The organism is candidate division KSB1 bacterium (genome assembly GCA_034521575.1).
In the GTDB taxonomy this organism is placed as follows: Bacteria; Zhuqueibacterota; Zhuqueibacteria; order Residuimicrobiales; family Krinioviventaceae; genus JAXHMJ01.
Genome location: JAXHMJ010000005.1, coordinates 266,282 through 281,397 on the forward strand (window position 1 = coordinate 266,282; position 15,116 = coordinate 281,397).

General features: G+C 45.7%; 8 protein-coding genes. All 8 read right to left on the minus strand.

Annotated features, from left to right (window positions below):
- Positions 1–28: 28 nt before the first annotated feature.
- Complete coding sequence (locus U5R06_13995) at positions 29–1,036, minus strand: hypothetical protein (protein ID MDZ7723879.1); 1,008 nt, start codon at positions 1,034–1,036, stop codon at positions 29–31.
- Positions 936–1,865: a hypothetical protein gene (locus U5R06_14000; GenBank protein MDZ7723880.1), complete on the minus strand. Its 930-nt coding sequence runs from the start codon at positions 1,863–1,865 to the stop codon at positions 936–938. The genes U5R06_13995 and U5R06_14000 overlap by 101 nt, the downstream gene beginning before the upstream one ends.
- Before the next feature lie 27 nt (positions 1,866–1,892).
- Positions 1,893–3,857 carry a FlgD immunoglobulin-like domain containing protein gene (locus U5R06_14005; protein MDZ7723881.1) on the minus strand — a complete coding sequence of 655 codons (1,965 nt, stop codon included), beginning with the start codon at positions 3,855–3,857 and terminating at the stop codon, positions 1,893–1,895.
- A 171-nt stretch (positions 3,858–4,028) separates the two neighbouring features.
- Positions 4,029–5,642, minus strand: a complete 1,614-nt coding sequence (locus U5R06_14010) for a glycoside hydrolase 43 family protein (protein ID MDZ7723882.1) — start codon at positions 5,640–5,642, stop codon at positions 4,029–4,031.
- 258 nt (positions 5,643–5,900) lie between these two features.
- Positions 5,901–8,528: a sugar-binding protein gene (locus tag U5R06_14015; GenBank protein MDZ7723883.1), complete on the minus strand. Its 2,628-nt coding sequence runs from the start codon at positions 8,526–8,528 to the stop codon at positions 5,901–5,903.
- 267 nt (positions 8,529–8,795) lie between these two features.
- A complete protein-coding gene (locus tag U5R06_14020) occupies positions 8,796–10,826 on the minus strand; it encodes a GDSL-type esterase/lipase family protein (GenBank protein ID MDZ7723884.1) in 2,031 nt (676 codons plus the stop codon).
- A gap of 15 nt (positions 10,827–10,841) precedes the next feature.
- Entirely contained in the window at positions 10,842–13,610 is a 2,769-nt protein-coding gene (locus U5R06_14025; GenBank protein MDZ7723885.1) for a glycoside hydrolase family 3 C-terminal domain-containing protein, read from the minus strand.
- Between the two features lie 35 nt (positions 13,611–13,645).
- The gene (locus U5R06_14030; protein ID MDZ7723886.1) at positions 13,646–14,989 is read right to left on the minus strand and encodes a family 43 glycosylhydrolase; all 1,344 of its coding nucleotides are present in this window, start codon (positions 14,987–14,989) and stop codon (positions 13,646–13,648) included.
- Positions 14,990–15,116: the final 127 nt, after the last annotated feature.

The window sequence follows — 15,116 nt, forward strand, 5'->3', positions numbered from 1 at the left end:
CACGGTTATAATTTAAAGTAACTTACTTTTAGTTTTCAAAGGACCGCATTTGATATTTGGCTTGTAAATGGGTTAGTTTTAATGAAAAACACTCGGACATTTCCAGGCTGTTTCCAACCCCTGTAGGGTCACACAAATTCTCAACTTCTTTGCCCATACCTTCAGGAAGCTTGCTGCTTGTTGAAATGCATATTTTATCAATCAAAGCTCTATTTTCCCGATAGCCAATGGCAAGTGTATGATCGCCGGCTGTCAGATTTGAACTGGATAACCTGACCCAATTCCAACCCGATGTGCCTAAATAATTAAACATTTCGTACGCGCCGTCATCCACTCGCAACCAAAATGAATCATCATTCCCGGTTGGAAAATTGACACGCGCATATACAAAATAGATTGTGGTGCTGTCTGCCGTAAAATTAATAGAAATACGCGCCTCATTTGAAACAGGTGCTTCTGAGAGACTTTCCAAATCCGGCCTGACGGTTACATATTTTCCGTTCGATGCGTTACGATCCGTATGAATTTCCCAATGGCTTCCCACCGTTTCGCATTCGGGTTCAAAATAAAGTCTTTGAATATCATTATCCAAGCTATCCTCTGGCGAAAAAACCGGATTGCCGGTCCCCCACCATGCAAACCAGCGGGAGTCATCAATGCAATCAAAAGGATGAACCGTAATATTCGTATTTGCCGTAGTATCACCCAATAAAAATTTATCTACAAATGCTTCAATGGCAGATCGTTGACTATTAGGGATACTGCAATGCCCATGCCCACCATCGATATAAAAACCGAATCGGTCCCCGATGCCGAATGTTTTGTACACTTTGTGCGCGGCTCTTGCGGAAACATAACAAGATGGATTGGCCAGCCATTCATAATCGGTATTGCCCGTCACCAGGAGCGCTCTGGGCGCGCACATGGCCATCAATTCATGATGATCTTCGGGGAGTTTGGATACATTGAAACGGCCAAACTGAAACATACTTTCTTTGAACCAGTTGTGATCCGTGGTATGGCAATTTTTCCACATTTCCAAGGGTCTCCGAGACCCGCCAGGCCGGAGCACCGCCGCCCCCGGATTCCTGTGCAATGGTAAGCGCGATCCGCTCGTCCAATGCACCGGCAAACAGCGCCATTTTGCCGGCATAGGAACAGCCCGTAACAGCGAGGCGCTCGAGGTCTATTGCCAGGCTATCCTGTACAAGCTCCAGACCGTCGATCAAACGGCTGACGCCCCAGGCCCAGGCGCTGTATTGGCCTGAATTATCGAGATTCTGGTCCGGATAAAGCCGGTAAAACGGATCAGAATTTGACGGACTGGCGCCGGTAAATGGGTTGGCATAGGTAGTCACCTGATCATGGACAAATTCGATGGAAGCAATGTTCCGGCTGGTAAATATATCCACGGGCAGACTGCCGGTGCTGCCAAAACCGGGAACCAGCGCCATACCAATGACAGCCGGAAAGGGTCCGTCTCCGGCCGGTAAAGTAATTCGCAAAGCCAATGTCAGCGTATCCCCGTTCCGTATAACATTTACGCTAACAAGAGTGTCGCCGGTAAAACGTGCCGTGATGCTGTCCGGTCGGTCCGGTTTCAATCCGATTTCGTAATGTTCAATCTCGGCGCGCCGGCAGCTCCAGCTTGCAAAGGTTGTATCGCGTCCGCTTCCGTCGGACCATACAAACGGATCAGGAAGCGGTTCAACAACCGGAAGATCTTCAAAAGCGGGTAACGGAGGCGGCTCACACACCGAACCTGTGTTCTCTACATCATAGACCAACGAAATTTTCTGAGCCGACAGGTTGAAAGCAGTAAAAATGTTCAACACACACAGAAACAGTATTATTATTTTTTTCATACGGCAATCCGAACATAAATTGTCATGTTATTGTAAGACAAACGTCGTTATACTTTGCGGTTCCAATGTATATTTGAATAATCCATCTTTAACATCCACCGGATTTCCCTGTTCACAGTTCTTGTTTTCCGATGTTGTATAGGGTGTAAAAGTTGTTGTTATTATATTATTGTTGAACCTGAACGCATTTTCTTTTTCAGAAGAAGCGGAATTGACAGCAACAATAACCATTTTAGATGATGCCGGGTGCTTATAAGCCGTCACATCAACATCCCGCAAAACAGGGGCGAGGTCACCCTCAACCCGAAAAAAGCCGGGATGAATAAACCTGGAAAACTGTGATAAAACATAACCTTTTTTGGTCACCTCTCCTTTCGCCGGATAATATTCCATGGGATCTTGAGGATTCGCGGCTCTGTTTCCATCACCTATAGGACCGTAATACCTGATCATCGTCCACCATACATAGGCACTCATATCAGCCTGCATGACATTAGTGATATTATGTGCAAGTTCCATAGCCCAATACATATTATTGCCCGAATTATTTTCACCCATCAAATACTCGGTCATCCATACCTCTTTTCCTTTTTCTTTGGCTAGCGGATATTCGAATAAACCGCCGCCGTAAATATGTCCACAGATAATATCTGTATTCGCACAGGCAGTCGAATCATTCAGAATGAGATCAGAATATGAGCGACCAAAGTTGGAAACCTCCGGAGACATGACATAGGTCCCTTTTATTGCACCGGCATAATCGCGCATGAACGTAAACATTTCCTGTGGAGACCAGTTTGTCCAATCCCCCATTTCTGGTTCATTCTGAACAGATAATCCATAAATAGATACGCCATTTTTTTCCATAAATTTTACAAAAGAATTTAGATGGTCGGCATACTCGGCATATTTATCCAGCTTGATTCGTGTTTCACCGTCTCTGTATTCAGTCAGATGGTCCGGGGCGTACCAGGGTGCGGCAATAATTTTTGCTCCCATGTCCTGGGCTTTCCTTGTAGAAGGAATCCATTTGGCCCATAGATTACTATCCGCTTCAACCGTTATCCTGTAAATCGAAAGTCCGATCTGCCCTACATCCATCCCAAAAGCGCTTTCAATCTCAGAGTCGGTCGCTGTCGGCAAATACCATGGACTCGCAGCCCCATATCCTTGAATAATTTGATGGAGGCTATCAAAATCAAATGTTGCCAGGGGTGTATATTCGACATAAAAATTTATAGTCGTATCATTTTGAATGGTCACAGGCTCCATCTCTTCGGGAACCAGCAAAGGCGAAGTTGCTGGCGTGTTCTCAACCCTGATTGCAAAGGCATTCGCGTCTACCAGATGTGTTTTCCTCAATGCGGGATGAAAATTTTGCGAGAGAACAACAGAATGACTCCCACTCGGATCCAGGGTCATCTTTTTGACAATCGACCCTTTATCAGATTGAATCTTGTAAAAATAAACCCCGTTCGCCACTCGATTGCCAAACTCATCCCGGCCATCCCAGACGATGTGATGTGCGCCGACTTGCTTTGCTCCAGTTACAAATCTGCGGACTCTTCTGCCAAGTACATCATAAATTGTGATTGTTACATCAGATTGCACATTTAACTGATACAATATCGCCGTTGAAGAAGAAATGGATTTGGGATAGTTTTGTGATAACTCGAATGTTTCCGGGATATTCTCGGCTTCCGATACATTCGATATGACGATATCAATCCGGTATCGGCCTGAATTATCTGTTAAAGCCGATATTTTTTTCGTGGTGTCTGCCATGTCAATAAATGTGACAGAGGCATTGCGTATGGGAATCCGGTTTGAAGATATTTTTCCGTTGATTGTAATGGTTTCGCTGTACACCCCGGAAAACAGCAATATCTGAATGAGAATAAAATACTTTACAGGTTGACAGGTTAAAGAGCCATCAGTTGATCCATTTACATTAAAGGTAACCCGATTTCGCTTGAAAAGCTGAGTGAACATGTTAATTCCTTTATCACTTTTAATGCTATCATATTTAAAATTTGTCCTGAAACACTTTCAGCCTGGATCTTTAGTCGTTTCAGCCTGGTACATTTGCCACAGCAATGAACTCGTATTCAGAATTAAACTTTTCTATATCCTCCACTGAGTGTATAACAATGACAGCTAAACCTATTCCTTGTCCAAATTGCTAAAAAGACGCGGTTGCATACGAAACCAGTCAAAATCCACATAACCGCCGGGCTGTATTTTTGGAAAATGAAACAGACAGAATTTATTCCCGGTAAACACCGATAAATTGAACTGCATGTGCAGCACATTGCCAATTTGCGTAAACGTCTTATTATCCAGACTGTAATAAAATCTTGCCGTACCGGTGCCAGGAACTGTATCGCCGCCGTAATACAGAGCGGCGCCTGACCCGTGAACCGGTTCAGTTCTCAGGTAAATACAGGACGTTTCAATCGGTACGGATTCAACGAGTTTGCCGTTATTAACCATCACCGCCGAATGCCGTCCGTCTTGTTTGTAAATTCCGACATAGGCATAAGGATTTTGGAATACCGCCAATCCGGCCATATCACCGTCCATCATATGCTCAAAATTCATTTTGACCGTCCCCACAGTAGCAACCGAATCGGAATACCAGGCAAACATCCTCTGGGTAAGCGTATTTCTCGCCACAGGCAGACTATCGGCAACTCTTACCGTTTCGAGACGCAAATGACCGGGATGTTCCGTCAACGACCATTTTGTCGAATCCGGGTTGTGGTTCCAGCCCCACTGCAGGCCCAGCTCAGAATTATCAAATTCATCCGAGGTGGGCAATGTGGTGGCCGGGTATTCGCGACCGACGTCCGGCTTTCGGCAGGTCACCACTGCTTTGCCGTCCACACCGACCATCGGCCATCCCTCCTCCCAGGTAACCGGCTGCAGCGACGGGAAACGTCCAAACGGGCCGCTATCGGCAAACAGCATCGTCCACCATTCGCCGGTCTGCGTCTGCACCAGGGCGCCCTGATGTATGCCGTAATTCGGGCCGTGCGTGGTATCGCGAATCACCACTTTTTGTTCATAGGGCCCGTAGATATCCTGTGAGCGCAACGCAACCTGAAATCCGTCCAGTCCCCCATAGGTACAGTAGAGATAATAATAGCCGTTGATTTTATACACATGCGCACCCTCCAAACCCTTTCGTATATCACCGCTATACACCAGTACATCTTTGTCTTTGGCAACAAAATTCGAATCAATTTCGGTGATATAAATATCATTATAACCATGCGCCACATAGATTTTACCGTCATCATCAAAAAACAAACCGGGATCATAGAATCCCCGTGGCAATTTCCGGATTGCCCAGGGACCCTCAGCCCGGTCTGCCGTGCATACAAATCCGCCTTCATCCAAAGTGATGAACAGCAAATAGAATTTGCCCTGGTGATAGCGCAGACTCGTCGCCCACTGACCATGGCCGTATCGATTGCAGCCGTCCAGATTGTAACAGGGACTGTAATCAAAACGCTGAACGGCATGACTGCAGTATTCCCAGTTGACCAGATCCTGCGATTTGAGCACGGTTACACCCGGGAAAATAAACATAGTCGTTGATACAAAGTAATAGGTATCATCCACACGGATCACATCCGGATCCGGGAAATCCGCTGGGATGACGGGATTGGTATAGGTTCCGTCGCCGTTGTCGCTGTGTGTTTTGTATGCCGGTTCATGTGCACAGCTGAACATCAAAATCAGCAGCATGAGAACCACAAATTTTGATGTCATGATCTACTCCACTGCAAAATATCCTCTGCACGTTTCATGATCGTCTCCTCTCAATCTATAATCCCCGATAAAACGAGTACAACGGGAAAAATGATCATATTCAAATTTTTAATTTGATAAGCAGAGATTTTTATATACGTTTCAAGCCATTTGATTCAAGCTGATAAAAAAAGTGCTTTGAAATAAAAGTGTTAAAAATTTATCGGGACAGCAGACTAGAATCTGCTGTCCCGAATATTACGAGTCCTTGCTAATGTTTTATTTTATCAAGGTACATTTTTTAACCGCACTGTAGAGTCCGGCTGTCATTTTGTAAAAATAAACACCGGACGCGAGCCCGGATGCATCCCAGTTGATGGAATGAGTTCCGGCGTTCTGCGTTTCATCCACCAGCGTTGCAACTTTACGGCCCGTCATATCATAAACCGCAATGTGCACCTGCGAGCTTTTCGGCAAAGTGTATTGTATTTGTGTCACCGGATTGAAGGGATTGGGATAATTCTGGATCAAACTGTAATCCGATATGATATGTTGACTGTTTCTATCCGCGACAGCAACGGTCTGCGCTGTATCGACCAGCATGATGGTTCCAAAATGATCCGCATTGATCCAGTGGTTGTTCGAATCCTGATGGGCAACCGTCACCGACCCGAAAAAATGATCCCGGGTTTTGGGAGACTCGTCCGGATCATCATTGTCGCAATAGGCCATGGAAAATCCGATCATTTTATTTTCAGTCAGATTGACCCGCGACGCTTCCGGCTGATCAATATCGAAATCATCGCTGTACATCTTTAGTGAAAATTCATAAATGTTTTTATGACTGTACTGTTTCACAGCAAATTCGGGGAAATGATCCGAGTAATTTACAGTTTGATTCCATTCATACTGATCCATCGCAACCAATTCGTGTGTCGTGTTTCCATCACCCGGGAAATTCACATTCATATGATAGGCAAACGCATTTTCCGAATTCTGAGCGCCCTGGCCCTGTTGATGCAGTCCGCCGGAATAGTCTTCATCCACAAACAGTTCCAGAACATCATATTTGTAATAGCCGCCGTCTCCGACCTCATATCCATCCACAAGGACATCGTCTTTAATGTCCACCAAAAAATAAACCCGGTTGCTGTCGCTGTTCCAGATACATTTATACCGGCCGTTAAAATCATCGGACAGCACAAAGGCATCATAGGGCATCCAGGTTTGTCCGATTTCCTGCCAGTCTGTTTGCCGCCAGCATGCATCGTCAGCATTGCCGTCGATGACAGGCACATCCGTCACATGATGAACAAGTACCGTATCATCCTGGGTATCATTGCTGGCATCCCGGGTTACCAGCTCGATCCCCGAATCCAGTCCCGATATCTCTGAATACTGTTTATCAACCGGGTTATTCCAGTGCTCATGAACACCCAGAGACGAAATGGGAGTGCCGTCATTTTCCGGATCAGATATTAAACCTTCCGGCCAGTTGGCTGAATCCGCCGCCTGGTGTAAATAATCATCCGCGCCCTGCATTTGCGCATAGCTCAGGTCCGGATGCCGTTCCCGGGTATACTCGTTTCTGAGAAAATCATATCCCACCGATTCAATGGCCACCTGATCCTGGGAAATAAAAATAGAGGAACTCCAGTCATGATTAAAAGGCGCGGTTTTCCATTTGGAGGGCTGAATGACTTCATGTCCTGCGGACCACAAAGCATCCATCAGATAAATCAAAGCCTTTTTTCGGATAAATTCCCATCCCATCAGATCAACCTGAACCCGGTACATGCCATAATCATAGCGTTCGTTTTCAGGTATTCTGCCGGGTTCATCAGGACACACCAGCCCCATATGCAGATGTTTCGCTCCATCCCGGGTATGCGATCCAAAATGATTTTTCGCAAACATGGTTACACCGGCTCGCCGATGTCCCTTGAGTGTGGGCACATTGATTAAATACTCACAGTCCTCAAAAATCTTGTAAAAATAATCCTGATAAACCGGATCACCATCCCCCATATTCGTCCAGGTTCCGGTTCTGAGCACCGATCCGCGGTCCGAATAATAAATAGCAGAATCTCCTGTTTCAACGGTCTCCCGTCCGGCATCGGTTCGATGATGATCCAGAACATGAATATCCGGAAACTCGGGTAGCCAAAGATCCAAATCCGCCTTGTACAGGTGTTTCATGGGATCCCCCACATAGATATTCGCCTGATCAATACCAACCTCATTGACCAAATGCCGCAGCAAAGATAAAATCAGCTGAGGAGATGTTTCCGAGGTTCCAAAGTACGTATTCTGTCCCCGCGTAAAATCATCTGAAATATTTGCGTTCCAGCCGCCCATGCCCCAGGCGCTGGTTCGATTCACTTTGATAAATATTTTTTCATCCTGATCAAATTGATATCCAATGTCACCTTTGCCTCTTTTTGCATTATTGATTTTGAATATCTTGTCCCAGGCTCTGACAATATCGGTCTCTCCGGTTATTTCTTTTACCGCTTTTGACAGCATATCATCGACCACCCCCTGATCATTATGCTCAGGCTTGAACCAGCCGTCGCCATCACAAATGGCTTGATTGGTGAGTTCCTCATTGGTTGCATCGGCATTGTGTATCCATACCACGCGTCCGGGATAATAGCCTTGCGCATTTCCCATGGGAATGTTGGGTTGCTGCTGGATGGTGATGTACTCGGCATAACCGGGCTGACTTGTGCTTGACACCATGACACCCAACCCGATAAAGAAAACTATGGACAGAAAGGATATTAATACTATGCTTGTTTTTTCTTTATGGAACAATGATTTTATTTTATGAAATGATAAAACAGACGTTAAAAGACCGCCGAGAAAAACAAACAATGAACCGGAGATCGGAATAGCAACTTTCATACAGGGATAACTCAATCGGCTGGGTTTTGGAATTAACCGAATCAAAACCCATAATGTTGCCAGGACTCCCCAGAGGGGGAAACCCAGGTAATAATACCAGTTCTTTTTAAATTTTAAACCTTTAATTTTCCCGGTTCTATCGCAGGTTCTGAAAAATTTTTGTTTCCATCCTGAATCCATGTTCTCTCCTTTTTTTTAATAGAATGATATCCAATTGTAAACCAGCATTCTGGTCCTTCAAAACTTTTTAACAAAGGGGCGAAAAGGTTATTTTATCAACATTAGTTTTTTAACATGAGTAAAATCGTTGGTTTTTAGTTTATAAAAATAAATTCCGGTGGCCAGATTTGAAGCATCAAATGTAACCGTATGATAGTCCGCTGAAAATGGGCCATCAGCCAGGGTCGCCACAGTCCTGCCGGTGACATCATAGAGGACAAGCTTGACATCACTTTGTTCTGGTAATTCAAATTCAATATGCGTTGTCGGATTAAACGGATTCGGATAATTCTGGCCCAATTGATATCCGGCTGGATTCTTTAATGAACCGTCCACACCGGTCGGATTGCATAGATTTTCAGCGTCCCGGCCCATTCCGGTCGGAGCAAGCGCAGAATTGGAAATGCATAGTTTATCAAGCCTGGCTCCGTCTTCGCGATAAGCGATCGTCAGGATATGTTGCCCCGCGGTCAATGAATAATCACCTGTTTTTTTCCATTCCCATCCGTTGGTCACCAGTCCGTTATACATCTGAAACGCCGCACTATTCATTCGTACCCAGAATGAATCATCATCAAAAGTGGGACAATACACCCGGGCATAAACTGAAAATGTATCCGTGCTATCAACTGAAAAGGAGATAGAAAGGGTACTTGTATCACGGTCCGGCGCCTGGTCCAGGCTTTCCATACCCGCCTGCGCTGTGACATAGGTTCCATTGGACGCCTGATCATCCTGAACAATCTCCCATTCTTCTCCCACATTTCCGCATTCAGGCTCAAAATACCAGGACCGGCTCTTATCAGTAAAACTCACGGTGTCATCGCCTGTAAACAAGGCTAGATCAACCGCCTCCGCCATCATCCGGTGACCGGTTTCATTGGGATGCAGATGATCGCCGGTATCCGCCTCGGGCTTGAGCCTCAACGTATCCGCCGGATTGCGCAGGGCTTTGTCCAGATCAATCACGGCATCGAATGCGCCGCTGTTCCGGATCCATTCATTCACGCTCTGCCGTGCAGCTTCATGCGCCTCGCTGTAATAAAAGGAATCCTTCATCGGCAGCAGAGTGGCGCCGTAGGCAAAAATGCCGTTGGCGTGGGCCTGGTAGATCATCTGCTGATATGCCTCAATGAGTTCATGGCCTACATCCGCCCCCTGAGATCCACCGATATCATTAATGCCCTCAAAAATGATCACCCATTTTATACCATTCTGATTGATCACATCACGCTGAAAGCGGCTCAATGCGGTCGGTCCCAATCCGCCGCGCAGCACGGCATTGCCGCCGATTCCCGCGTTCAAGACGGCAACATGTTCGGTGGCCGGATTTTCCTGCAGGCGTCGGGCCAGCTCATCCGGCCAGCGGTTCTGTTTGTTGGTGCCGGAACCGCGGCCGTCGGTAATCGAATTTCCAAGTATGGCCACAGCATAGGACGTATCGGGTGCCAGCACGTCAAGGGTATTGATCACATACCAGTGATCGGTCTCGACAGAGCCTTCAAAATCAGGCTCGCTCACATGATTACCGGTGAGAATATAGGAAGTGGTTCTTGAACCAGGATGACCGGTCACATCCGGCGACGTTTCGCCGAAAAATATGGTAATGGTCACATTGCTCAACGGCTGCAATGCGAACCGGAACGGATCTGAGGTCACGGCAGCGCCCGGCTCCATGGTGACCTCCGGAGCGCCGCCAAACGTCAAAGCCTGATTCGTGCTCGTATCAATGGCGCTGCCACCTGCAGATACCGCAAGGTGCACCGATTTCAGGGTCACCGGACTGGCGCTGAATTCATTGGAAAAGCGCATCTGCAGACTGTCTCCGCCGATAGAAACATGCACCACCTGGCGCAAAGTGTTATGACTCAAACCGGGGGACGGCGGATTGTTGCGCTGTTCCACCAGCTGCGGGGAGGTGGTCCAGGTTCCCACCCATTTTACAGAATCAATGGATTGGGCAAAAGAACAGGAAATAAAACCAAAGGTTAAAAAGACAAGACAAAATATTATAAATATCTTGAAAAATTCCAGAGACCCACAAATCGATTTAGAATAAGGACTGATGTTCTGTTTCATTGGGACCGGCTCCTGTTAATTACTTTCAATCTTGATTGTTTCACTCAAACGAATATCTTTGCTGGAACTGCCAATTTGAATTTCCCATAGGCCCGATTCCGTTTCAAAATCGTTCATTTGCGTGCTATAGAACGAGAACTCGGACACCGGTATGTCAAAAGTCAGAGTCTTGTTACGGCCGGGAGCGAGCGTTATTCGTTGAAAACGCTTTAATTGATGAATCGGGGTTTTGATGGATGAATTGATCGCATGCACATAGACCTGGGCGACTTGATCACCTTTTAATTGACCTGTATTCTTTACTGTAAATTGTATTTTGACATTACCGTCCTGTTCAAGTTTTAAATCACTGTATTCGAATTGAGTGTATGACAGTCCGTGTCCGAACGGATACAAGACCGGCTTTTCAAAATACATATAGGTGCGCGGTTGATTGATGATATCATAATTAGAAAAAGGAAAAAGCTGTTGGGTTGAGGCATAGAACGTTTGCGGGAGTTTGCCGCCCGGATTCACATCGCCGAACAAAACATCGGCAATGGCTTTGCCGCCAAATTCACCTCCATACCACGCTTCAACGATCGCATTGACTTTGCTTTCCGTTCCGGCCAGAGAAACAGGTCCTCCATTGACCAAAACAACGATCGTATTGGGATTAACGGCCGTGACTTTATGAATGAGATCCACTTGAACCTGGGATAATTCAATTTCAGTACGATCAAGTTCCTCGCGGGAAATGTCCGGGGAGGTTCCAAGAACGAGAATGACCGCATCATTCCCGGCAGCTATTTTTTCCACCGTTTTAAAATCTTGTGTTCCAAAATCCCTTACCAATCTGGCAATGGCACCCAGACCATTATCATAGTATTCAAATTTAATTGTATACTCTTTTCCCGCCTTTAATTCGACATTGGCGCTGTTTTGCGCTTCACTATGGTCACGCCAGTCATCGATGACCAGATCTCCATCCACCCAAAGACGAGCTCCGTCATCGTTACTTGTTCCGATCCGATGGATCGTTTCAGACGGAACAAGGGTGCCTGTCCATCGTATCGAAAATTGATCATCCGGAATACCGGGGGCGGGAGAATCCGTGCCAAAATCAAAATTCACCACAGAATCGATACGGGTCAGGACAGGTTCACCGGACAAGTTCATATTATCAAAATATTCGCCTTTCAATCCGGTTTTATGGCTGCCTTTAATCTTACCGTAATATTCCGGTTCAATGGGTCTTAATACACCGTCTTTGATCACCGAACCCAATACATAGTCGACATGAATTCCATATTGATCTGCTTTTTCCTTTATGCCTTCAAGAGGACTGACCTGAACATTGGGCCAACCACTGTAAATTCCCAGTTGCGTTTTTGCGGCATTCGGACCGATAACCGCGATTGATTTTATTTCTTCTTCATCTAACGGCAATGCGCCATTGTTCTTGAGAAGAACAATGGATTTATGTGCAACCTTTAAGGCCAACTCGCGATTTTCACGACTATCGAGTTTATCCTCTGTAATGGAGCTATAAGGGACGCTCTCAGGCGGATCAAATTCACCCAATCTGAATCGCGCCGAAAGGACGCGTTTCAAAGCACGATCCAGGTCTTTTTCCTCCAGCAATCCCCGATCAAGCGCCTCCTGAAGATACAGATGATACAGACGCCCACAATTTAAATCACAACCGGCGAGAATGCTTCTCGCCACAGCCTGAGCGCCGCTCTCGAAAAAACGATGGTGGTATACCATATCGGCAATCGCACCGCAATCCGAAACGACAAACCCGTTAAAGCCCCAGTTATGCCGAAGCAGATCGGTTAATAAAAACATATTTGAATTGCAGGGAACATGATTCAGTTCATTGTACGCGCCCATGATAGAATAGGCTTTACCCTCGACAATAGTTTGTTTGAATGCAGGTAAATAATACTCATGCAGATTGCACATATCCACATCGGAAGAGCTTGAATGGCGTCGCACTTCTTCATTATTTGCAATAAAGTGCTTGGGCGTGGCAACCGTTTTCAAATAATACGGATCATCACCCTGCATACCGGTTACGAACGCAACTCCCATACGGGATAAAAGATACGGATCTTCACTATAGGATTCTTCATTGCGTCCCCAGCGCGGATCGTGCGCAATATTAATCGTGGGACTCCAATAGGTTAATCCTTTACCGTCAACAGCATGGATAGCCCGGGCTTCATCCGAAATAACCGACGCCGCACGATGGACCAGATCGGGATCCCATGTCGCTCCCATGGCAACTGATTGCGGGAATGATGTCGCTCCGCTTGCTACAACACCGTGCAGGGCTTCATTCCAATAGTTATAGGCTGCGACGCCCAGACGGGGAATCGCATCCGCCATGTTGGTCGATTGGCTGATTTTTTCCTCAAGCGTCATCAAACGGATCAGGTCAACAAGTCTGTTCTGATAGGAATGCGGTTTGAACACATTTACGACCGCGGAACTTTTTACAGAGTTTTCCTGTCCCGTACCGGACAAGTACAATAAATAATAGCCGGGACGGGAAAACGTAGCCTCCGTAACGGGATTATCCGCCTCTTTGAATGTGACATTGGAATTCTGCGGGCATATCCATTCTACTTTAATATTGTTGGGAGAAACACTTCCGTTGAGTTGTACAGACCGGGTCTCTTCCCAGTTGATCATCTGAATACTGCCGGCATTGATTGTTATCGTATCAGCAAAAACAAAAGAGTATATGAATAAAAAAACCACAACTGTAAGACCTGATAAGGATATGTTTCGTTGCATTGAATCCTCAATGATTGATATCATATATATTGCATTCATTTGCTAAAATGGATCCAGTCTATTTCAACGTCTTGATCTTTGTTCAGAACAATAAGGTTGTGTATTCCAACCTGGTTTTGGGTCAAGGGTGAACCGACAATCTTCCAGCTTTTGCTTTCAGGAACGTTTACATGTGCAATGGCCTGGTTATCTATTTTGTTCAATTTTACGTGCAAAGTGCAGCCGGTCTTTGACCTGGCTCTTATATGAACCGTTTTGAAATGCTTTTGACCAAAATCAACAGCGTTGTATTGTATCCAGGCGTTGGGTTCATCGAGTATCGTCTTCCAGCCCTCGAATGTATTGAGCGGATCCATGAATGCAATCGATGTACCGTCCTGACTTTTTTGGCTGTATCGGTCAATCTGAATTTTTTGTGAAGCATTGGTTAAACCCACTCCTCTTAATGTCGGTATAACGCTTTGAATGGTACCCTCTTTATTAAAGAACAGGCTGTCAATCCTGACGGATCGGTTCTTATCAAATTGGGGCGACAAATCATTATTATGATAAAAAAGATACCACTGATCTTTAAACTCGATTATCGAATGGTGATTGGTCCAGCAATCAAGCCTTTGCTCCATGATGATACCGGTTGGCTCAAACGGCCCGAGCGGATTATCACCTATAGCATATTCAAGTCGTTCCGTCGAATCCGCTACATGTGGAAAGGTCATATAGTAAACATTATTTCGCTCAAACACAAACGGTCCTTCTTTGAGTCCCTCATCCGGCAGGCCTTTGATCGATTTGGGTTCTGAGGCGAGTTCCACCATATTGTCTTTAAGCGCTGCTGCATAAAATCCTCCCCGGCCGGCCCAGTATAAATAAGCCTGTCCGTCTTTGTCGACAAACACGTTCGGATCGATTCCGTGTACGTTTTCAATGGGATCAGGTTGCGGAGTAAACGGACCGGAAGGATGATCCGCAATCGCAACACCAATACGAAAACCCCGGCCGTAGTTCTCCTTGGGAGGCGTGGGAAAATAAAAATAATACATACCGTCTCTGCCTATACAATCGGGCGCCCACATACTGTACGCGGTCGAATCCACCCACGGAACGCTGTATTGGCTTATAATCACACCATGGTCGGTCCAATCCGTAAGATTTTCAGATGAGAACACATGATAATCTTGCATACAAAACCAGTTCTCCCGTTTCTGTCCTTCCACAGGAGGAATGTCGTGGGAGGGATAAAGATAAACTTTAGCGTTAAATACCCTGGCTGAAGGATCTGCGGTAAACTGATCCGTAATGATCGGATTTTGAGCAGATACACAAATTGTCCCCAAAAAAGAACAAACTGCCGCTAATAATAACGCTTTTAAATATATCATTTCAGTTACTCCATAATGATTTTTTTAAAAGAGGTCAATCCATGTAATTAAACGATAAGCACAGATTGAGATTCTGCTTTTTTCCAATTGATATTTTTTTACTCTCAATTCAATCATTTCCATGATA

What these genes read in the sequence shown, in the direction of transcription:
- U5R06_14030 (MDZ7723886.1), bottom strand. Translation starts at nt 14,989, where the DNA reads ATGATATATTTAAAAGCGTTATTATTAGCGGCAGTTTGTTCTTTTTTG.
- U5R06_14010 (MDZ7723882.1), bottom strand. Translation starts at nt 5,642, where the DNA reads ATGACATCAAAATTTGTGGTTCTCATGCTGCTGATTTTGATGTTCAGC.
- U5R06_14000 (MDZ7723880.1), bottom strand. Translation starts at nt 1,865, where the DNA reads ATGAAAAAAATAATAATACTGTTTCTGTGTGTGTTGAACATTTTTACT.
- U5R06_14005 (MDZ7723881.1), bottom strand. Translation starts at nt 3,857, where the DNA reads ATGTTCACTCAGCTTTTCAAGCGAAATCGGGTTACCTTTAATGTAAAT.
- U5R06_14020 (MDZ7723884.1), bottom strand. Translation starts at nt 10,826, where the DNA reads ATGAAACAGAACATCAGTCCTTATTCTAAATCGATTTGTGGGTCTCTG.
- U5R06_14025 (MDZ7723885.1), bottom strand. Translation starts at nt 13,610, where the DNA reads ATGCAACGAAACATATCCTTATCAGGTCTTACAGTTGTGGTTTTTTTA.
- U5R06_13995 (MDZ7723879.1), bottom strand. Translation starts at nt 1,036, where the DNA reads ATGTGGAAAAATTGCCATACCACGGATCACAACTGGTTCAAAGAAAGT.
- U5R06_14015 (MDZ7723883.1), bottom strand. Translation starts at nt 8,528, where the DNA reads ATGAAAGTTGCTATTCCGATCTCCGGTTCATTGTTTGTTTTTCTCGGC.